17 protein-coding genes and 1 tRNA gene are annotated in these 21077 nt (G+C 40.8%); 14 read left to right on the forward strand and 4 right to left on the reverse strand.

All coding sequences use genetic code 11. The features are described from left to right. Positions 1-167: 167 nt before the first annotated feature. The 3 genes from CHB62_RS04675 to CHB62_RS04685 all read left to right on the forward strand — a co-directional run bounded on the left by CHB62_RS04675 (position 168) and on the right by CHB62_RS04685 (position 3250). A complete protein-coding gene (locus CHB62_RS04675; RefSeq protein WP_089365893.1) occupies positions 168-617 on the forward strand; it encodes a type I restriction enzyme HsdR N-terminal domain-containing protein in 450 nt (149 codons plus the stop codon). Positions 618-1506: 889 nt separating this feature from the next. Next, positions 1507-2325, forward strand: coding sequence for a DnaJ domain-containing protein (locus tag CHB62_RS04680; RefSeq protein WP_089365894.1), 819 nt, complete (start codon positions 1507-1509; stop codon positions 2323-2325). A 178-nt stretch (positions 2326-2503) separates the two neighbouring features. Beyond that, positions 2504-3250, forward strand: coding sequence for a peptidylprolyl isomerase (locus CHB62_RS04685; RefSeq protein ID WP_089365895.1), 747 nt, complete (start codon positions 2504-2506; stop codon positions 3248-3250). Between the two features lie 100 nt (positions 3251-3350). On the opposite strand, the gene CHB62_RS04690 is transcribed toward CHB62_RS04685, so the two are convergent. The 3 genes from CHB62_RS04690 to CHB62_RS04700 form a co-directional block, all read right to left on the reverse strand. Further along, complete coding sequence (locus CHB62_RS04690) at positions 3351-3701, reverse strand: TM2 domain-containing protein (protein ID WP_089365896.1); 351 nt, start codon at positions 3699-3701, stop codon at positions 3351-3353. Between the two features lie 66 nt (positions 3702-3767). Further along, the gene (locus CHB62_RS04695; protein WP_317042973.1) at positions 3768-4148 is read right to left on the reverse strand and encodes a DUF2752 domain-containing protein; all 381 of its coding nucleotides are present in this window, start codon (positions 4146-4148) and stop codon (positions 3768-3770) included. Positions 4149-4151: 3 nt separating this feature from the next. After that, positions 4152-4421, reverse strand: coding sequence for a CD225/dispanin family protein (locus tag CHB62_RS04700; RefSeq protein ID WP_232214074.1), 270 nt, complete (start codon positions 4419-4421; stop codon positions 4152-4154). A gap of 1238 nt (positions 4422-5659) precedes the next feature. Between CHB62_RS04700 and CHB62_RS04705 the strand changes: the two genes are divergently transcribed. The 3 genes from CHB62_RS04705 (at position 5660) to CHB62_RS04715 (ending at position 8989) form a co-directional block, all read left to right on the forward strand. Then, the gene (locus tag CHB62_RS04705; protein ID WP_089365897.1) at positions 5660-6286 is read left to right on the forward strand and encodes a tetratricopeptide repeat protein; all 627 of its coding nucleotides are present in this window, start codon (positions 5660-5662) and stop codon (positions 6284-6286) included. Positions 6287-6948: 662 nt separating this feature from the next. Next, positions 6949-8016 carry an agmatine deiminase family protein gene (locus tag CHB62_RS04710; RefSeq protein WP_089365898.1) on the forward strand — a complete coding sequence of 356 codons (1068 nt, stop codon included), beginning with the start codon at positions 6949-6951 and terminating at the stop codon, positions 8014-8016. An 88-nt stretch (positions 8017-8104) separates the two neighbouring features. Further along, positions 8105-8989 carry a carbon-nitrogen hydrolase gene (locus CHB62_RS04715; RefSeq protein ID WP_089365899.1) on the forward strand — a complete coding sequence of 295 codons (885 nt, stop codon included), beginning with the start codon at positions 8105-8107 and terminating at the stop codon, positions 8987-8989. A 486-nt stretch (positions 8990-9475) separates the two neighbouring features. On the opposite strand, the gene asnA is transcribed toward CHB62_RS04715, so the two are convergent. After that, on the reverse strand, positions 9476-10513 hold the full coding sequence (gene asnA, locus CHB62_RS04720; RefSeq protein WP_089365900.1) for an aspartate--ammonia ligase: 1038 nt from the start codon (positions 10511-10513) through the stop codon (positions 9476-9478). A 398-nt stretch (positions 10514-10911) separates the two neighbouring features. On the opposite strand from asnA, the gene CHB62_RS04725 reads away from it, so the two are divergent. The 8 genes from CHB62_RS04725 (at position 10912) to CHB62_RS04760 (ending at position 20838) form a co-directional block, all read left to right on the forward strand. Next, positions 10912-10985, forward strand: a tRNA-Arg gene (locus tag CHB62_RS04725). 519 nt (positions 10986-11504) lie between these two features. After that, the gene (locus CHB62_RS04730) at positions 11505-12704 is read left to right on the forward strand and encodes a dicarboxylate/amino acid:cation symporter (RefSeq protein WP_089365901.1); all 1200 of its coding nucleotides are present in this window, start codon (positions 11505-11507) and stop codon (positions 12702-12704) included. A gap of 408 nt (positions 12705-13112) precedes the next feature. Beyond that, positions 13113-14336 carry a peptidase T gene (pepT, locus tag CHB62_RS04735; protein ID WP_089365902.1) on the forward strand — a complete coding sequence of 408 codons (1224 nt, stop codon included), beginning with the start codon at positions 13113-13115 and terminating at the stop codon, positions 14334-14336. Positions 14337-14553: 217 nt separating this feature from the next. Continuing rightward, positions 14554-16824 carry a cation:proton antiporter gene (locus tag CHB62_RS04740; RefSeq protein ID WP_089365903.1) on the forward strand — a complete coding sequence of 757 codons (2271 nt, stop codon included), beginning with the start codon at positions 14554-14556 and terminating at the stop codon, positions 16822-16824. A gap of 151 nt (positions 16825-16975) precedes the next feature. Beyond that, entirely contained in the window at positions 16976-17929 is a 954-nt protein-coding gene (locus CHB62_RS04745; RefSeq protein ID WP_089365904.1) for a DUF4595 domain-containing protein, read from the forward strand. 143 nt (positions 17930-18072) lie between these two features. Next, positions 18073-18981, forward strand: coding sequence for a Cbp1 family collagen-binding glycoprotein adhesin (locus CHB62_RS04750; RefSeq protein WP_240616168.1), 909 nt, complete (start codon positions 18073-18075; stop codon positions 18979-18981). 85 nt (positions 18982-19066) lie between these two features. Then, positions 19067-19882 carry a Nif3-like dinuclear metal center hexameric protein gene (locus CHB62_RS04755; RefSeq protein ID WP_089365906.1) on the forward strand — a complete coding sequence of 272 codons (816 nt, stop codon included), beginning with the start codon at positions 19067-19069 and terminating at the stop codon, positions 19880-19882. A 134-nt stretch (positions 19883-20016) separates the two neighbouring features. Next, the gene (locus CHB62_RS04760) at positions 20017-20838 is read left to right on the forward strand and encodes a zinc ribbon domain-containing protein (RefSeq protein WP_009011578.1); all 822 of its coding nucleotides are present in this window, start codon (positions 20017-20019) and stop codon (positions 20836-20838) included. Positions 20839-21077 lie beyond the last annotated feature (239 nt).

Here is a 21077-nt window from a genome sequence, read left to right on the forward strand (position 1 = left end):
AACGGCAATAAGTCCATACTGACAGAAGGTGGTCTAAAGGGTTACACCTCCCGAGCCTCTTACGATACGGTCTTTCATGCAAAGTTAATAGAAAAGAGATAGAAAACAAAATTTTCATTTGACTTTCGCCATACCCTTCCACCTTATTATATATAAGATATTTAGTTATGATACAGCTCAACCTCCCTCCTTACCAGCTTAGAGTAAGGGAGACAAACGGACGAAAGCAGATTCTTGATATACTCCGCAGAAAATATGTAGCACTCACTCCAGAGGAATGGGTGCGACAACACTTTATTCATTATCTTATTGACCACAAAGGCTATCCTGCTCCCCTACTTGCTAACGAAGTTCCACTACAAGTTGGCGAGAAGAAAGTTCGTGCTGATAGTGTGCTTTACGATAATCAGCTTCGTCCGAGGATGATTATTGAATACAAAGCACCTACCATACCATTAACACAAAAAGTATTTGAACAGATATCTGTTTACAACCTCCTACTCCATGTTGATTACCTCATTATATCAAATGGCATAGACACCTATATCTGCAAGATGGATTATGACAACCAGACATACACGTTTCTTGAGGCAATACCAGACTATCAGGACATTTAGTCCAATTTTCCACATTAGCACCTTCATAATAGAATTAAAACAACCAACAAGCTGACTGTATCTTAAGAAGCCAACTGAGCTTAAAACAACAACTCCTCCCTAAGTAAGAAAGTCTACATACGAGCATCTGAGTATCATTACTTCTCACGGCCTCTATTCCAAGAGACCATGCCTTGTTTTTTATAGGCTCAAATCAGTTCATAAACATCTCTTCTTTAGCGAATATCCCTCCGATAACAGGCAGAAAAAATAGTGATAACCCACTTTTTCTTCACCTTGATTTTGTCTATCATCCTTCCATCACAACTACCAAATATTAGGTATTCAATTACCGAAAAATGCAAAAGAATAAGCCTTAATACAACTTTCTTTCTACACAACTAACAGCAGAAGCTTTATCCTCATAGCGTGATATAACACATTTCTAACAAGATCCTACTACCATTCCATCACCCAATACCACAAATCATCACCACCCAACATTCAACATCCAAACCCAAAACGCATAGAGGGAACAAAAAAGAAAGAAAGACAATTCCTATTACTACAAGACATCATAATCCTCTTATGAACAACTAAGGTCAGTTCCCCAAACTATCGTTTGACATGCCCTTTACCCCTATCACTCCCTCCGAGCATATAAACAATTATTCTTCAGTTTATTGACAGGGTATCTTAATCTGTCTGCAAACATAAATAAAAGAGTAAATATAGTACTGAGTTTGTCGCCTTCGTTACTATTATCATGCCCTATATCCTTTGCAATAATCTCCCAGATAGCAAAATTTACATGGCATTACCGATAAAAGATATAAACTTTGGCATTATCTTTGTATCTGAATTAAAATAAAACTTTGATTTGAAGTAACATTGAAAAAAAGAAAAGAATATGGCAATCGCAAAGTGGATTGGTGGCGCATTAGGTTGGATAATTAGCGGAAATACGCTGGGTGCCTTAGTTGGCTTTTACATAGGTAGTTTACTCGACATAGCGCTTTCAAATGGAGAAGACCTCCCTTTTAGTGCAAATAAATATAGAGTATATGATGAACAAGACCATTTTGAAGATACAAATTCTTTCGAAGGAGAGCGAAATTCCTTTTTACTTTCTATGCTTGTCCTTTCCTCCTACATTATAAAAGCCGATGGTAAGATAATGCACTCTGAGATGGAATATGTACGCCAGTTCCTTCGTGTAAACTTTGGTGAACAGGCTGTCAGCCAAGGAGAAGCCATTCTACTGAAGTTATTTGACGTACAAAAGCAGCAAGGACCGGTCCAATTCCAGGAGACCATTCGTAAGAGCTGTGTTGAGATTCGCTTCCACACAAGTGTGAGTCAACGTCTTCAATTACTTAACTACCTTGTCATCATCGCAAAAGCTGATGGTGTAATAAGCCCAGAAGAGGTTGCTGCACTGAAGGAGGTAGCCCTATACATAGGACTTTCTATGCAAGATGTTGAGTCTATGCTCAACTTAGAAAGCGGTGCAGAAGCAAGTAGCAGCATTGAAGATGCCTATAAGGTGTTAGGGGTTTCTCCATCAGCAACTGATGATGAGGTTAAAGCAGCCTATCGTAAGATGGCACTAAAGCATCACCCCGACCGTGTGGCAACCTTGGGAGACGACATACGGAAGGCTGCAGAAAAGAAATTCCAAGAGATTAACGATGCTAAAGAGAGAATCTTTAAGGCAAGAGGATTGTGAGTAAAGTGAACGAGTTGATGGTAGACGAGTTGACAAGTTGATGGTAAACAGGTTGACAAGTTGATGGTAAACAGGTTGACAAGTTGATAGTGAACGAGTTGACAAGTTACTACTAATCAGACTATTACTATTGCCTACAATCATCATTTTTAATAAGAAACAATCATATAATTGCACTATGGCAACAAGACTAAAAATAAAGACAACAGAAGGTGATATCACTATTCGCCTCTATGATGAGACACCGAAACATCGTGACAACTTCCTCAAATTAGTGAAAGAAGAGTATTTCAACGGAACAATCTTTCACCGAGTAATAAAGGATTTCATGATACAAGGCGGCGATCCTGATAGTAAAAACGCACCTAAGGGTAAGATGTTAGGAACAGGTGGACCAGACTACACCATCCCTGCGGAGTTTGTTTATCCACAATACTTCCACAAACGTGGTGCCTTGAGTGCAGCCCGTACGGGTGATGAAGTTAATCCTAATAGGGAAAGTAGTGGTAGTCAGTTCTACATTGTATGGGGAAAGACTTATAAGCCTACTGAACTAAAGCAGATGGAACATCAGATGGCAATGCAACAAGAACAGTTGGTTTTCAATCAGCTTACCAAGGAGCATCATGAAGAAATCATGAATTTAAGACGTAATCGTGACCGAACAGGACTGCAGGAGCTACAAGAGAAACTGATAGAACAGACTAAAACTATCTGTAAGCAACAAGGGAAGCCTGCCTTTACGCCAGAACAAATAGAGGCTTATACGAACGTTGGTGGTACTCCTTTCCTCGACAATCAATATACTGTCTTCGGTGAAGTAGAGGGAGGACTTGATATTGTTGAACGCATCCAAAACTGTGATACTGACCGCAATGACCGTCCAACAAAAGATATCAAAATTGAGAATGTAGAATTACTATAGTTTTACAAATAAAGGCTTTACTACTAAACACAATCCCTTATCTGGCTATTTCACAACGAAAAAACCAGATAAGGGATTACTCTTTTATAGGGAAGGCAGACTATTTCGCAATAGCGAGATAGCGTGACAACCGCTCAAAGTTCCTTTGCTTAGTAGCATCAATTATCAAGAAGATATCTATCAGCCACCAAATATAACACCCTCCACATGTCAGTAGTTTACCAACACCTAAACCAGTGTCACCTATATAAAAACGATCGACACCCAATATTCCAACAAGTATTGACAGAATCATCGCTACAGTAGGGTCACTCATTTGGCTCGTAAATGCCATTATTTCTTCTGCACTTACATCCGAGCTCTCCAATCTTGCACGTACACTCGGAATACATCCCGCAGGTATCTTAGAAGAAAGCAATACCAATATGCTATTAAGTTGTTCTGATTCCATAATATTTACACGAGGTTGAATAGTTAATACATTAATCCATTTAAGGAGGGAAGTCTTATATCTCCACTATATCTTTAATATGTTCCTTACAATAAACCAAATAAAGAAGAGGATTATATACAACCATATAAGCCGTCTGTCTTCTATTACCTTAGTCAGACTATCCTTAGCCTGCCCTTGTGGGAGTAAGGCACGGACACCAAACGACAAGATGTATGGTCCAGAAAACAGAAGGAAATAATTATAATGGATTGCTTCTAAGAAATGCCCTTGCAATAGAGCATGCAATGCACGCTGTATACCACACCCAGGACACTGCAACCCTGTTGCGAGCTTGAACGGACATTTAGGCGTCCATAACGTCGTAACAGGATTATAGAAATAATATAGAGTTAATAGGAAGGCTACCAAACAGAGCCAACCTATAGACTTTACACTACCTTTCAAGATTTAATGAGCACCAGAGAGTGACCCAAGAGCTGCCAAACCACCGCAGAAAACAAGGTAAAGAATAGAAACTATCGCACCTCCAACAATACCGATAATACTCCACTTCTTAGCATCATTAGCTGCTAAATTAGCTTCGTCGTATTGCTTCATCGCATAGTAATCATTCACTTTCATAGCGCGAATAATCGCATAAATACCTGCTGGCAAACAGCAGCAAACAGTTGTGAAAATCGCAAGAGCCAAATAGTTATTTGGCCTAGGAGTATTCATTTCTTCCATAACTTTTTTGAGTCGACTCCCCATAGACTTTATTTTATTGTTTATTATTGAACCACATTGCTAATACGATGGGGAAGTCTTGATAATCATCGCTTCACAGATGGGCCACAGTTTTTGCTTTATTTCTTTATTGTGGACAAAATTAAGTATTTTCGAGTAAATACACAAGCACAAAAAAGAATAATCCTCTTATAGAAAACAAATATATTACATTTTAAGTAAAAATAACATCTAATTATTAATATTCTACCGTCTTACTCATTTATGTGAAAGCCTATATATGCAAGGATATTTGAATCTTGCACCGCTTAAGCGTTTCTTATCAAGGCTAACAAACCCCTTCTCAAATAGAGGACATAAATTTATGACACAGAAGACACCTACAAAATATAATCGGGCCAGAATCTATATAGACTCTAACCCGACTTCTTTTTTATATTCTCTCAATTAATCTTTCTTTCAAACTACTTGCGTAGTTATAGGTCTGAACCATTCTTTATGCCAGACAGTTCGCACGACCTATATTATATTCACTAATGCCATGTGTCAAATAATGAACTAACTTACGCATAAAACTCATATTCTTTACTTTCTTCATCATAATGTTTCCTTTCTTTACTCTGAGTTATACAATCTTTTTTTGTGTTCCCTACTGAGACTGAAGCCCTTTCAGTGGCAACCTCTTGTTATCCTTATGAGGTGCCGTTTGTGTTGTTTTGTGATTGCAAAGTTAGTACACTTTCCAATATCTGACAAAGAAAACTTGCTTTTTCAAGCCGTTTTTTCATCAATAATTGACTGACGTCAATGCTATTGACACGTATCAAACGACCTAATTGATTTATATCAACGCTTCGAGTTGATGTATATCAATTTACCAAACCACCATGATTATGAAAAGGAGTTTCTACCCATAAACAAAGTGATAGAACTTGCAAAAGTAAGACAAATCTCTCCGTGTTTGCTTACATTAGTATCGTAATTAGGCAGTACGAGGTAAGTTATATTCCGACAACGTGGAGTATCACTTTGAAGCGTAGCCTACTATTTCCTTAAGGAACGGCTGTTTTATGTAACAATTAATTTCGTATTTTACAAATAAATATTATCTTTGCAACGAGAAGAACTTTAGCGTTTGTATAAACGTTGAGGTAGATATGCCTCATCAGAATAGAGGCCAACCTAAATAATAGAATTATCTAATTATTAAACTTAATATATTAAAGACTATGAATCGTAACTTTCTTTTAGCATCATCGCTATTCTTATTTCTATCATTGATGTCCTGTAATGCGCAGCGCAATAAGGGACTTTGTTGTGGACATAAACCTGACTCAGCTGCAATAGTACTAAACAATCAGGCAGTAAACGCATATACATATCGGTCGAACTCACCTGACTCCGTGAAAAAGGCGTTGACCCTACTCGACAATGCTATAGCAAAGGATCCTGACTACCAACTGGCTTACGCAAACAAGGCGAAGTACCTCAATGATCAAGGCAATGTTACGCAGGCATTAGAGACGCTAAATGCTTACCTAAAGCGTAACCCAACAGAGCCTTACACAATTCTTGGTGCAGGTATGTTCTATGAGAAGATGGGAAACAAGAAGGAGGCAATGGACTACTACAAGCGTGCTGAAGAAAACTTCAAGAGACTCTACGAGGAAGATCATAACAGTGCACACGAGATAAACCGCTATTTTGCTATCATGTTGATAGAGGGACCTAAGAGGATTAAGGCTCTGTATGAGGCTGAGAGAGACCGCCTTGCTTCAGACGAAGAGAATCGTAAAGCGAATGATACCTTTGTGATGTCTATTATTGAAACTCCACGTGAAGAGTTTATAAAGTAGACAGTTACAGTATTTTTCAAGAGTAGTGACTGGTGGACGAGTAACAAGTTTAACCCGTCAGAAACTAAGTAAACAATAAATGAAAAATAATACTACTGCTTAAAGGGAAATGGTAGAGAGGAAAAGAGAAGATGAGCTTATCTCCCATAACAAAGCAAGATAAAGGGGGGATGAAACGCTAAATGTACAGACTGAAATTGTAGGAGAATTTCGGTAATCATTCCTTTCTCTGTTCAACCATAGGCTGGTAAGAAAACAAGAGGAGGCCTAACTGCATTCGAGAACATGCCCTTCTTGTACGTTGAAGACGCCTTTCTTGAGGCAAGAAGGGCGTCTTCTTCATGCGTATTGGTAACATATTGATTTATTGCAGGTTACAAACGCAACTGTAGAGGATTTCACACTCCTACTTTGAAAGAATATAGTTCGAGTCAATGTGATGATATTTTACGATTTTACTGACTTTGCTTAGATATGGAATGATTACTGAGATTCTTTATAGAAGAGGTGTTCCTCCACAGCTGCCATCAGACGCAAAAGAGTCAGAAAACAGACACATAGGTTAAATGAGATGCTTAAAACGTCACTCGAAAAAGACGGATGAACCATAAAAAAGGGACTGGAAAGAGGTTTATCACATTTTCTTTTCTTATCTTTGCAGTATGAACACGAACGAAAATCATAGCTTCCGATTGCCTGCTGAGTGGGAACCACAAAGCGGGATTATACTGATATGGCCGCATGAGGACACCGACTGGCGCCCGTACTTGAACGAGATTACCGAGGTTTATCTACAGATGGCAGACGCTATCACACGTTTTGAACCATTGTTGATTACGGTACGTGATACGGAAAAAGTACATTCCCTATTAGCAGAAAGGCTGACTGAAGGACAGATAAAGCGTGTGACGCTCTTTGCTTGTGATAACAATGACACATGGGCACGTGACGTTGCACCCATCTCACTCGTATCAGACAAGGAGCCGAAAGGTAGCTTACAAGCGCTTCGCCTACTCGACTTTTGTTTCAACGGATGGGGCGAGAAGTTCGCAGCAGAAAAGGACAATAGAATTAACCGCCAACTTTATGAAGCAGGACTCTTACAAGGTGTATTGGAGAACCACAAGGACTTCGTGCTGGAGGGCGGTTCGATAGAGAGCGATGGAGACCGCACACTCTTCACAACAACGGGTTGCCTAATGGCACCACACCGCAACCAACCGCTCACACAAGAGGGTATAGACAAACGACTGCGCCTTTTCTTCCCCAATGTTGAGCGGGTTGTCTGGTTGGATTATGGTCAGTTGGCAGGTGATGACACCGACGGACATATTGATACCATCGTACGAGTTGCACCCAATCACACCTTATTATATATAGGGTGTGACGACAAAGAAGACGAACACTATGAGGATTTCCGACTTTTGGAGGAACAATTAAAGCAGCTTCGTACAATCGATGGTGCCCCTTATCGTCTACTCCGCCTTCCTATGCCTGATGCTATCTATGATAATGGCGAACGCCTACCAGCGACACATGCCAACTTCCTTATCATCAACGGGGCAGTGCTTGTCCCAACCTACAACCAACCCGAAAAGGACAAAGTAGCTTTGGATATAATTCAAGAGGCTTTCCCCGACCGTGAAGTCATCGGCATAGACAGCCGAACTATCATAAGACAGCATGGCTCAATACACTGTTTGACGATGCAGCTGCCATTAAACGGATAGCCCTACTCGCCTCATTATCGTGACAGAAGACAGTGTTGTAATCTTAAAACACAGAACAATAAACATCAACAAGGCAAACACCTTTATTATGAGAGAACTAAAAATAGGTTTCTTGCAACAGCATAATGTTGCAGACATCAAGAACAATATAGAACGACTGGCAGAGGGTATAACAGACTTAGCACAACGTGGTGCGGAGCTTGTAATCCTTCAAGAGCTACATAACTCACTCTATTTCTGTCAGACAGAAGACGTAAATAAGTTCGACTTAGCCGAGACTATACCGGGTCCATCTACTGGCTTCTATGGTGAATTGGCATGCGAATTGGGTATTGTCATCGTGACATCGCTTTTTGAGAAACGCGCACCGGGACTTTATCATAACACAGCTGTAGTGATAGAGAAGGATGGCAGTATTGCTGGTAAGTATCGTAAGATGCACATTCCAGACGACCCAGCCTATTATGAAAAGTTCTACTTCACACCAGGCGACCTCGGTTTCCATCCTATTGACACGAGTGTGGGCCGTCTCGGTGTACTTGTCTGCTGGGATCAGTGGTATCCTGAAGCAGCTCGCTTGATGGCCTTACAAGGTGCAGACATGCTTATCTATCCTACAGCCATCGGCTATGAAAGTAGTGATACAGACGAGGAGAAACAGCGTCAACGTGAGGCTTGGACAACAGTGATGCGTGGTCATGCTGTTGCCAACGGTTTACCAGTGATTGCTGTCAACCGTGTCGGCCATGAACCAGACCCAAGTGAGCAAACACAAGGTATTCAGTTCTGGGGAAGTAGTTTTGTTGCTGGGCCACAGGGCGAACTACTCTATCGTGCTTGTGACGATGATGAGGAGAGCGTTATCCTCAATATCGACCTCGACCACAGCGAGAATGTGCGTCGTTGGTGGCCTTTCCTGCGTGACAGACGAATAGATGAATATGGAGAGATAACAAAGAGGTTTATTGATTAAAAACCTCCCCTAACCCCTCCAAAGGAGGGGATTATCTAATGGAATAAAGCTCCCCCTCTGTCCCTCCTCCCTAACATTTCATTGATGGCAGAGAATTAATAAGGAGAGAACACTTACTTCTGTAAGGAAAAGAACACTAAACCTATAACAAACATCAGTGTAGCATACAGATTTTATCCATAGACATAGAAAGAGCCACATCCAAACTCTTACAATGAGTTTAGATATGGCCCTTTTTTATTATTAGGTATGTCCTAAACTTGATTATTGGGGTTTCGATGATAGCTTACAAGATTCACTACGCACCTATCGGGCCATCTTCTGCTTCTCATCTTTATGCTCATCACACGCAGTGTTCTTGGTGAACAACAATAGTATGGAGGTTTAATAATATTTGAACATCATACTCTCTTCTTCAGAGATTTATAGGACGCTTTATCCTATTAGTTCGTCATCTCTTTTGGAGAGATAGGAGGGAAGGGACTCTTATATCAATGTCATACCAGCCTCATCACACGCTCTTCTCATATCTTCAGGCCATATACTTGCTTGTATCTCACCGATATGTGCTTTGTGCAACATTATCATACAAAGACGGCTCTGACCGATACCACCACCAATAGACAGTGGCAATTTGTCAGAAAGCAGCTGCTGATGGAAGAAGAGATGCTCACGTTCTTCCTGTTTCTCTATTGCCAACTGACGGAGTAAAGCTGTCTTGTCCACACGGATACCCATAGACGAGAGTTCAATACTACGGCCTAAGATTGGATACCAAATGAGGATATCACCATTCAAACCCACCTTACCATCTTCAGCAATCGTTGACCAATCATCGTAATCAGCAGCACGACCGTCATGCTTCTCGCCATTGCTTAATCTGCAACCTATCCCTTCAATAAACACCGCCCCATACTTCTTACACACCTCATCCTCACGCTCTTTTGCCGTCATCGTAGGATACATATCTAACAAATCCTGCGCATGAATAAAATGAATCGACTTTGGGAGGAATGGTTCCAACTGAGGATAAGTCTCACAAGCAAGGAACTCTGTACGAAAAATGGCTGCATAGATACGACGAACAACAGTCTCCAGATAATGACGTGTCCTATCGTCTTCGGTGATAACAGCCTCCCAGTCCCACTGGTCAACATAAAGAGAATGAAGGTTGTCCAGCTCCTCATCGGCACGGATAGCATTCATATCCGTATAGATACCATAGCCCGGTTGAACGTCGTAGTCGGCTAATGTCAGCCGTTTCCACTTTGCCAATGAGTGCACCACCTCAGCCTGTGCCTCTCCCAAGTCCTTAATAGGAAAGGATACAGGGCGTTCGACACCGTTCAAATCATCATTGATACCTAAGCCTTTCAGTACGAATAGCGGTGCTGTTACACGACTTAGTCGTAGTTCAGTAGCTAAGTTCTGTTGAAAGAACTCCTTTATCAGTTTTATTCCTAACTCGGTCTGGCGTTTTCCAAGTGCTGCTTTATATCCTTTTGGTTTTATCAGTTGACTCATTTTCGTTCCTTTCTATTAATGACTTGACTATTATTTTAATTGCTCACAAAGGTATATATTAATTATCAAACTGCGAAACAAACACCTATCCAATGTTACATAATAATATATTCCGACCACATTTCACAACGTTATGACAGTTTATTAGTCAATTATCTCCTCTCATGTTATTTCTTATCGCCACTGTTAACAAGAACAACCTACCAACCAAAACAACTGCTCTGGCGATAAAGAGTTGATTACCAAACAGCCACAAAGAGAGGAACACAGGGTTCTCTCTATCAGTAAGGGTATTACTAAACCTTCAAAACAACGCATTTATATCAGATACTTTAGTAAGAATGTTTACTGTTCGTTTGGAGTTATGCAAACTTTACTGTATCTTTGCACAGTCATTAGGCTCCGTAGCTTAGCTGAATAGAGCGTCAGATTCCGGTTCTGAAGGTCTTGGGTTTGAATCCCAACGGAGTCACTAAGTCGTAGTGACACTTTGATGACATTTAGCTGAATGAGGCCAGAAAAATGTTCTGAAGGTCTTGGGTTTGAATCCCAACGGAGTCACTAAAAGTGTAAACTCTCTAATGACATTTAGCCGAATGAGGCCAGAAAAATGTTCTGAAGGTCTTGGGTTTGAATCCCAACGGAGTCACTAAAAGTGTAAACTCTCTAATGACATTTAGCTGAATGAGGCCAGAAAAATGTTCTGAAGGTCTTGGGTTTGAATCCCAACGGAGTCACTAAAAGTGTAAACTCTCTAATGACATTTAGCCGAATGAGGCCAGAAAAATGTTCTGAAGAGCTTGGAGTTGAATCCCAACGGAGGCGCTAAGAAGAGAAGACAAAACTCCCATCGGAGTCACTAAGAGAGGAACAAGATGCTTAATGAGGGGCACAGATTGTAACGAAGGATGTATGGTTGTTTACTGTTCATCCTTTTTTTGTTCAACCGAGTTAACTAAGAAATAGATTATTCATCCTAAAAGAAAATAGTATGCAAAAGAAGATCAGAATTGGACTACTCCCACGTGTTATCATCGCCATACTGCTTGGATTATTCCTTGGCTATTATCTCCCAGCCCCAGCAGTAAGAGTGTTTCTGACTTTCAATAGTATCTTCAGTCAGTTCCTTGGTTTTATGATACCACTGATTATCATCGGATTGGTGACACCTGCTATTGCTGGTATCGGTAAAGGGGCTGGTAAGCTACTACTGGCAACAGTAATTATCGCATACGTAGACACGATTGTTGCAGGTGGACTGTCCTACGGAACAGGAACATGGCTATTCCCCTCTATGATAGCCTCTACCGGAGGCGCCATACCACAGATAGAAAAAGCGACAGAGCTAACACCTTACTTTACTATCAATATCCCTGCAATGGTTGATGTAATGAGTAGTTTGGTGTTCTCATTCATCGTCGGACTGGGTATTGCCTACGGTGGTTTGCGCACAATGGAGAACCTATTTAGTGAGTTTAAGAACATTATAGAGAAAGTGATAGAAAAGGCTATCATCCCTCTCCTACCCCTTTATATCTTCGGTGTATTCCTTAGTATGACCCATAATGGACAGGCGCGACAAGTACTCATAGTATTCTCACAGATTATCATTGTCATCCTCGTACTACATGTACTCATCCTTGTTTATGAGTTCTGCATTGCGGGTGCTATCGTCAAGCGTAACCCTTTTAGATTACTATGGAACATGCTACCAGCTTATCTGACTGCATTGGGAACGAGCTCATCAGCTGCAACCATCCCAGTGACACTGAAGCAAACCGAGAAGAACGGTGTAAGCAACGAAGTAGCAGGCTTTGTCGTACCGCTTTGTGCCACTATCCACCTCAGTGGTAGTGCGATGAAGATTACAGCTTGTGCCTTAGCAATCTGTCTACTGACAGACCTACCACACGACCCAGGACTCTTCATCTACTTTATCCTCATGCTTTCTATCATCATGGTAGCAGCACCAGGAGTACCAGGAGGAGCCATTATGGCGGCTTTAGCACCTTTATCAAGTATCTTAGGCTTTGATGAAGAGGCCCAAGCATTGATGATAGCTTTGTACATTGCAATGGATAGTTTCGGTACTGCTTGTAACGTGACTGGTGATGGAGCGATTGCTCTTGCCGTCAACAAGTTCTTTGGAAAGAAGAAAGATAAGTCTACCCTTTCAAGTGAAATATCATAATACGTAATGCTGTAGGAGATGTTACAAATCTAACCATAATGTTTGAAGAATAAGGAGAGACGACAAGTACTGTTGCTTCTCCTATTCTTATCGGAATGACCCATGTATGATAACGAGGCATATCAACCAAAACAAAAGTTGCTGTCATATCTGTCATTCACAACAAGCATTTAACTAATTAGTTTACAGAAGGTTCCCTCCAAATGTTAAAATGACAGCAAACGAAATTAAAACTAAACATATAGAATAAGTAGTAATATCCTTATCAGCATAAGAAATACTAAAAAGAAACGACAGAAGTCCTATCATTAGGCATTATCAAAATTAAATAGTATCTTTGCAAATGACAGACTGCAATTAAGCAGTACTGGCTCAGCAAAAGACATACAATTAAATATCAGTAACATCATGGAAATAGTAGAAAGATTTATCAACTACACCAAGTTTGACACACAGTCAGCCGAGGACTCAGAGACAGTGCCAAGTACACCGAAGCAACTGATCTTTGCGAAATACCTCAAGGAGGAACTTGAGCGTGAAGGCATGAAAGATGTTGAGATGGACGAGATGGGGTACATCTATGCCACCCTCCCTGCCAACACAAAGAAGAAGATACCAACAATCGGCTTCATCTCCCACTATGACACAGCACTTGACGCCAGTGGCGCCAATATCAAAGCACGTGTTGTAGAAAACTATGACGGTGGTGACATACAACTGAACCCTAACATGGTCAGCTCTCCACGCATGTTCCCTGAACTTTTAGAGCATAAGGGAGAAGACCTCATCGTAACAGACGGTACGACACTGTTGGGTGCTGACGATAAGGCAGGTATAGCTGAGATAGTACAGGCTATGTGTTTCCTTCGTGACCACGACGAGATAAAACATGGCGACATCCGTATTGCTTTCAATCCAGACGAGGAGATTGGTATGGGTGCGCATCATTTTGATGTAGAGAAATTCGGATGTGAATGGGGTTACACCATTGATGGTGGTGACCTCGGTGAACTTGAATATGAGAATTTCAACGCAGCTGGTGCTAAGGTGTTTATCCATGGCGTAAGTGTTCATACAGGTTATGCTAAAGGAAAAATGGTTAATGCCAGCCGTTTGGCATGTGAGTTCAACAACATGATTCCAGCAACAGAGATACCAGAGGAGACTGAAGGCTATCAAGGCTTCTATCATCTTATCGGTATCGAAAGCCGTTGTGAAGAAGCAAAGCTCAGCTATATCATCCGTGACCACGACCGTGAACATTTCGAAGACCGTAAGCGTTTCATGGAGAACTGCGTAAAGAAGATGAATGAGAAGTATGGTGAAGGAACTGTTGAACTGAAGATGAACGACCAATACTATAACATGAAGGAGAAGATTGATCCTAACATGCATGTTATAGAGTTAGTTCTTCAGGCTATGCAGCAGGCAAATGTAGCTCCAAAGGTACAGCCTATCCGTGGTGGTACGGATGGTGCACAGCTCTCATTTAAGGGCCTTCCTTGTCCAAACATCTTTGCAGGTGGCGTAAACTTCCATGGTCCATACGAATTTGTTTCAGTTCAGGTAATGGAGAAAGCTATGCAGGTTATCATTAACATCTGCCGACTAACGGCTGAGTTTAATGATTAACTACAGAAAATCAATTAGTTAAAGATATCGTACCGGAGTTAAACCAACACTTTTATGAACTATATATTTATGTTGGTTTAACTCCTTTTCTTTTAACTATGAGATTTTCAACTATAATCCACCTCTTCCACAAACAACACATACAAGATTACTCATAATAAGGTATTGGTTTAACATCCAACTACCCCACTAACTCCTCTAACTCCATAAAAGATTTATGTCAGAACTACCCGAATTGGTAAAAGACCTTGCTCTTATTCTCGTTGTAGCAGGATTTGTAACACTTATTTTCAAGAAACTCAAACAACCATTGGTATTAGGATATATCGTGGCAGGTTTCCTTGTGTCACCTCACATGCCTTATACCATGAGTGTTGTCGACCAAGGCGACATACAAACATGGGCAGACATTGGTGTCATCTTCTTATTGTTCTCATTGGGATTAGACTTCTCCATTAAGAAGATTCTCAAGATGGGAGCCTCCCCCATCATCGCTGCCTGTACTATCATCTTCAGTATGATGCTCTTAGGTGTCATTGTAGGACACAGCTTCGGATGGAAAGAGATGGACTGCATCTTCCTCGGAGGTATGGTCGCAATGAGTTCCACAACCATTATATACAAAGCCTTCTCAGATATGGGACTCACACAGCAAGGCTTCGCTTCTACCGTGATGAGCGTACTTATCTTAGAGGATATCCTTGCCATTGTGATGATGGTAATGCTCAGTACTGTTGCAAGTGGGAACAGTCCTGATGGCGTACAACTTCTTGGAAGCATCATGAAGATTGGATTCTTCCTCGTTTTATGGTTTGTTGTTGGACTTTTTGCCATTCCACTCTTCCTTCGTTCTGTCCGCAAAATCCTTAACAGCGAGACCTTGCTTATTGTGTCATTAGGCTTCTGTTGTCTTATGGCTGTTATATCAACACAGGTAGGTTTCAGTGCAGCCTTTGGTGCTTTCGTCATGGGAAGTATCTTAGCAGAGACGGTTGAGGCTGATAAAATCATCCGCCTTGTAGATCCGGTAAAGAATCTCTTTGGAGCAATCTTCTTCGTCTCTGTTGGTATGTTGGTAAAGCCCAACGTTATTGTAGAATATGCTATACCAATTCTCTTACTTGTCATAACAATCCTCGTCGGACAGGCGCTGTTTGGAACCTTAGGCTATCTTCTCGGTGGACAGACCCTCAAGAATGCTATGCGCTGTGGATTCTCAATGGCACAAGTTGGCGAGTTTGCCTTTATTATTGCAACATTAGGAAAATCCTTAGGTGTTATCAGCGAATTCCTTTATCCAGTTGTCGTAGCCGTATCAGTCATCACAACCTTCCTCACTCCGTATATGATTCGTGCGGCAGAACCATGCTATAATGTCCTCGTTAAGCATCTTCCAAAAAGATGGGTACGTCGTCTTACCCATATCCAAACAAATAGTGCGGGAGAGAGTGCATCGACTAATAATCTATGGAAGGTTTTAATGAAGAAGATGATATTCAACACCCTTATTTATGGTATTCTCTCTGCAGCTGTCATCGCAATCATGTTCTCTGCTGCCCTACCTATCTGTAGAAACTTATCCATAAAATGGACGGGCAGTCACTGGATTGGTAATGCAGTGTGTGGATTCCTTACAATCCTCTTCATCGCACCATTCCTACGTTCTATTGTAATGAAACAGAATCACTCAGAAGCGTTTAAGGCACTTTGGACAGACCGCCGTATCAATCGTCTACCTCTCACTGCAACCATTCTTGCACGTGTACTTATTGCACTCAGTTTCATCTTCTACGTATGTAACTATCTCACACGCTTTAAGAATGCATTGATGATTGCTGTTGCGGTGGGCTTATTGATATTGATGCTACTATCTCGTTGGCTCAAGAAACGAAGTATTACTTTGGAACGTCTCTTTATCCAGAACCTCCGAAGTCGTGATATAGAGGCACAGATACAAGGAAAGAAGAAACCACTCTTTGCCGACCATCTGATAGACCGAGATATTCATATTGCCAACCTTGAACTGCCCGACGATTCTCTATGGGCTGGTAAGACATTGTATAGTCTAAAGTTACGTAACCGATTCGGTGTACATATCAGTAGTATTCTTCGTGGTTCTCAACGTATCAATATTCCGAATGGTGGTACGATTCTCTTCCCTGGCGACAAACTGCAAGCCATTGGTGATGACGAACAGCTTACAAAGCTTTCGAAAGCAATGAAGGCTGAACTACAGCCAACGATTACGGACATAGAGAAACATGAGATGAAACTCCGCAGTTTCACTATCTCTAAAACAAGTCCTTTCATTGGTAAGACCCTTAAAGACAGCGGTATTCGTGATGAATACAGCTGTATGGTTGTGGGTGTTGATGAAGGCCAGAAGAACCTCACACTCATCACTCCTTCCCGCTGTCTGCAGGCAGGTGACGTCCTATGGGTAGTAGGTGAAGAAAAAGACTTAGAACGTATCCTTGCATTAGGATAAAGCCTTTCAGGCTTATTAGCCCTTGTTACTCGATTAAGTAATTGGACTAATAAGCCTGAATTTTATAGAAACAAAAATTGGATTAACGTTTTTTTATTAACTTTGCAGTTGATAAAAGAATGACTATTTATAAATTTTAATTATATTGTATATGAAGAGAATCTACTTATTACTTATTACCCTCATTGTGTTTAGTCAGACCATCAGTGCACAGAACGACAGGAAGTTGTTGAAGATGACCGACGGCAAATCTTACTTTGAATTAAAGTATGATGAAAAAGGAAGACTTATAGAGTCTGTTGAATATATTGCTGACGACGACTTAAAACGTAGTAGCAAGTATGCTTATAGTAATGACAAGGTCGTTCAAACATTCTATGAGAATGAAAATATCAAAAATAAAGATATCCGAACAACTATTCTCCAGAATAATAGAGTTGTTTCAGAAAAGATAAACTTAATTCCGTATGAAGGAGAACCTGAATATTGGGCAGAATATAACTACACATATAATACAGCTGGGGAACTGACAAAGATTGTAATAACAAACAATGAACGTACTGGAACAGAGTATAAATTAACATGGACAGACGGAGATATTACACTCGTAGAGCATTTTTGGGATAACAAAAAAGTAGGACAGGTAGCTTATGAATACAACAAAAGCATTACCAACAAATATCTTTCTCTATTTGTTAATCCAATTACCTCAATTGCCGATCATGAAGGTATCGCACCATACGGACAACTTTTAGCAGGATGCTTTGGTAAAGTATTCCAACATCCAGTGTCTGCTGTGCGCTATACGGTGATAGATAAATACTATTTTGGGTGGACAAGTGATGATGATTTCACAATTACGTATAACCTAAATGCAAGTGGTATTGTAGAAAAGGGCATACAGTCAGGAGAAGAAGGAGTGACAGCAACGTTTATTTGGGAAGAAGACAATCCAACTCCAACAGATATTAGCGTTTATAAGCAGCAGAAAGAAGGCACAAGAACTATTTATGACCTATCTGGTAAACGTCTTGAAAATATACAACATGGTGTGAATATTATCAAGGAAACGAATGGTAAGATACATAAGATTATTGTAAGATAATATTCGTCTGTTTATCAAAGAAATAACGAAATTAAAGGAGAAGCACACTATTGTTTCTCCTTTTATTAGTATTTTTAATACATAATCTAACGTTTCTTCGTATAATTAGAGTATCTTTGCATTGTCATTCGATGATTATACAGATGAAACGTAATAAATTAACAGCTCTGATAGTGTTCGTAGGTATGATAGCTTTCACGTCTTGTGAGGATGTGAAACGTCCGGCTCCTGTCAGAGAACGTATCAATGTCACACCTCCATCCAGAGAGGCAGAGGCGATAAGTCAGCTGACAGCATCTATAGACGAAATATCAGCTAACCTTGATGCCATCTCTTCTCAGGAAGCTATGCTCTGCAAGACTACTGAGCATACGGATAAGAAATCGAAGATTATTCAGCAGATAAGAGGACTCGGTGCACTGCTCAAAGAAAAGCAGAGCCAGATTGACAAACTGCTAAGCGAGAAGGCTAAGAAGGTGGATACACCATCAGCATCTAATCCCACCATAGACAACCTTTATAAGGTGATAGAGTTTCTTTCATCACAGCTGAAGGAGAAAGGAGACCGTGTAACCCAATTAGAACAGGTTGCAAGTCGTAAGGATGTCACTGTAGACCAGCTTAAATATATCGTTATGAACCAAGCTAACAGTGTTGATGCAATGCGTTACAGGTTCAATATGGCTGCTTTAGAACGTGAATATGCCCAGTTGAAGGCTAAGGAAAAACAAAGAAACAAAGAAGAAAAAGAGTCAGGCAGCGTCTACTATATCATTGCTACCAAAGAAACACTAAAGGAGAAAGGTCTTTTGAAAACATCACTTTTTTCAAAGAAGGTGAATAATAACAAGGTTACAAAAGAACTGTTTACAGAAGCTAACAGTAAGGAACTGAAGACACTGACAATAAGCTCATCCAATCCTAAGCTCCTTTCACAGAACCCAGAAGGTAGTTACACACTCACAGAAAATGAGGATGGAACAACAACCCTCACCATCACCGATGCAGATAAGTTCTGGAACGTATCACGTTATCTAATTATTCAAGAGTAATTCTACTTTGAAAGAGAATGAAAAGAAATTAGACTACAAGGTTGTGAAAATCGAATAATTTTCTTATCTTTGCACTCTAAAACTTATGCGTAGCGTGAAAATTAAGGAAGTAATTGATGCCCTTGAACGATTTGCGCCTTTGCCCTTGCAGGAGAGTTATGATAATGCTGGCCTACAAGTTGGATTGACAGAGGCGGAAGTATCAGGGGCTTTATTGTGTCTTGACGTGACTGAGAAGGTGGTAGACGAAGCTATCCGTCGGGGGTGTAACTTAATTGTTGCACACCATCCACTCATCTTCCGTAAGTTAGCACAGGTGACAGATGCAGACTATGTGCAGCGTACAGTGATAAAGGCAATTAAGAACGACATTGTCATCGCTGCTATGCACACAAACTTAGACTCAGCTGTGGGTGGTGTCAACTACAAGATAGCAGAGAAGTTAGGCCTTAAGAATCCACGTTTCTTTGGTCGAAATAAACAGGTGGTAGACCCACAGACAGGCGAATCAGTAACAGGTGGCGATGGTGTCATTGGTGAGTTTGAGGAGCCATTAGCAGCAGACGACTTAATACTGTTGCTTAAGAAGAAGTTTGATGTAGAATGTGTTCAGACCAACGAACTACTCCGTCGTGAGATACGCAACATTGCTCTCTGTGGAGGTTCCGGCTCGTTCCTCTTGAAAGATGCGATAGCAGCAGGCGCAGATGCCTTTCTGACAGGCGAGATGGGTTATCATGAATACTTTGGTCATGAGCAAGAAATACAGATATGTGTCATTGGTCATTATCAGAGTGAACAATTCACAACAGAGGTGTTACGTGACATCATCGTACGAGAATGCCCAGGAGTGAAGTGTTGCTTATCAGAGATTAACACAAATCCTATCGGCTATTTTTAGTTAACAAGTTAATGAATTGACGAGTTGACGAGTTAATAGTGACGAGTTGACGAGCCAACAGCGAACAGCGAACAGTGACAATCCTATTTTGAATGATTAATATAGCATTTTGAATTAAATAATACATAAGAACTATGGCAAAGAAAGATCCAAAAGAGTTATCAGTAGAGGATAAATTGAAGGCCCTTTTCCAGTTGCAGACGACCCTATCAGGAATCGATGAGAAACGAGCTTTGCGTGGTGAGTTGCCACTTGAGGTACGTGACTTGGAAGACGAGTTGGAAGGCTTGCACATTCGCATTGAGAAGATAGAACAAGACATCAAGGACTATCAGAGCGCAGTAACGCAGAAGAAGGCTAATATCCTTGAGGCTCAAGCAAGCTTGGAACGCTATAACAAGCAGTTAGACTCTGTTGCAAACAATCGTGAATACGATACACTGACAAAGGAGATAGAGTTCCAGACCTTGGAGATTGAGCTTTGCAATAAGAAGATTAAGGAAGCTCAATACAAGATTGAAGAGAAGCAAAGAGACTTAGAGGCTAACCGTGCTCTGCTCGAAGACCGTCAGCATGCCTTAGAAGAGAAGCGTAATGAGCTCGATGAGATTATGCAGGAGACTCGTGAAGAGGAAGGTCTCTTGAAAGAGAAGGCTGCAGAATTAGAGACAAAGATTGAGCCTGGATTGCTCCGTAGCTTTAAGCGCATCCGTCGTGGTGCTCGTAATGGTTTAGGTATCGTCTATGTACAGCGTGATGCTTGCGGTGGTTGTTTCAATAAGATACCACCTCAGCGCCAGTTGGATGTGAAGATGCACAAGAAGATTATCGTTTGTGAGTACTGTGGCCGTATCCTCATCGATCCTGAATTGGCTGGTGTAAAGGTTGACAAGACCGAGGAGAAGCCAAAGAAGCGTAGAGCTACTCGCAAGAAGAAGGAAGAGGAGGGAGAATAATTAAGTCCTTCTTTCCATAGAGAACCAAACGTTTTCTACTTCTGAAAGATAGAAAAGAATAGCCTCAATATATTTGAATGAACACAAATTATTCAAATATATTGAGGCTACTTTGTATCATCACTCTGCTTAAACCGCTCAATAAACAACAGGCTAACTTGTCATCTTGGAGGACACTTACAAACAATTGCATCCAATAAGACGACATATTGTAAGGCTTCAGTAGTCTGGCATAATCT

Origin of the sequence: Prevotella jejuni, assembly GCF_900187995.1 — a bacterium.
GTDB classification, from domain to species: Bacteria; Bacteroidota; Bacteroidia; order Bacteroidales; family Bacteroidaceae; genus Prevotella; species Prevotella jejuni.

Bases quoted from the DNA above. Each gene is read 5' to 3' on its own strand.
- CHB62_RS04690 (WP_089365896.1), bottom strand. From the start codon at position 3,701: ATGGAATCAGAACAACTTAATAGCATATTGGTATTGCTTTCTTCTAAG.
- CHB62_RS04715 (WP_089365899.1), top strand. From the start codon at position 8,105: ATGAGAGAACTAAAAATAGGTTTCTTGCAACAGCATAATGTTGCAGAC.
- CHB62_RS04750 (WP_240616168.1), top strand. From the start codon at position 18,073: ATGAAACGTAATAAATTAACAGCTCTGATAGTGTTCGTAGGTATGATA.
- pepT (WP_089365902.1), top strand. From the start codon at position 13,113: ATGGAAATAGTAGAAAGATTTATCAACTACACCAAGTTTGACACACAG.
- CHB62_RS04675 (WP_089365893.1), top strand. From the start codon at position 168: ATGATACAGCTCAACCTCCCTCCTTACCAGCTTAGAGTAAGGGAGACA.
- CHB62_RS04730 (WP_089365901.1), top strand. From the start codon at position 11,505: ATGCAAAAGAAGATCAGAATTGGACTACTCCCACGTGTTATCATCGCC.
- CHB62_RS04760 (WP_009011578.1), top strand. From the start codon at position 20,017: ATGGCAAAGAAAGATCCAAAAGAGTTATCAGTAGAGGATAAATTGAAG.
- CHB62_RS04680 (WP_089365894.1), top strand. From the start codon at position 1,507: ATGGCAATCGCAAAGTGGATTGGTGGCGCATTAGGTTGGATAATTAGC.
- CHB62_RS04685 (WP_089365895.1), top strand. From the start codon at position 2,504: ATGGCAACAAGACTAAAAATAAAGACAACAGAAGGTGATATCACTATT.
- CHB62_RS04705 (WP_089365897.1), top strand. From the start codon at position 5,660: ATGAATCGTAACTTTCTTTTAGCATCATCGCTATTCTTATTTCTATCA.
- CHB62_RS04755 (WP_089365906.1), top strand. From the start codon at position 19,067: ATGCGTAGCGTGAAAATTAAGGAAGTAATTGATGCCCTTGAACGATTT.
- CHB62_RS04740 (WP_089365903.1), top strand. From the start codon at position 14,554: ATGTCAGAACTACCCGAATTGGTAAAAGACCTTGCTCTTATTCTCGTT.
- asnA (WP_089365900.1), bottom strand. From the start codon at position 10,513: ATGAGTCAACTGATAAAACCAAAAGGATATAAAGCAGCACTTGGAAAA.
- CHB62_RS04745 (WP_089365904.1), top strand. From the start codon at position 16,976: ATGAAGAGAATCTACTTATTACTTATTACCCTCATTGTGTTTAGTCAG.
- CHB62_RS04700 (WP_232214074.1), bottom strand. From the start codon at position 4,421: ATGAATACTCCTAGGCCAAATAACTATTTGGCTCTTGCGATTTTCACA.
- CHB62_RS04710 (WP_089365898.1), top strand. From the start codon at position 6,949: ATGAACACGAACGAAAATCATAGCTTCCGATTGCCTGCTGAGTGGGAA.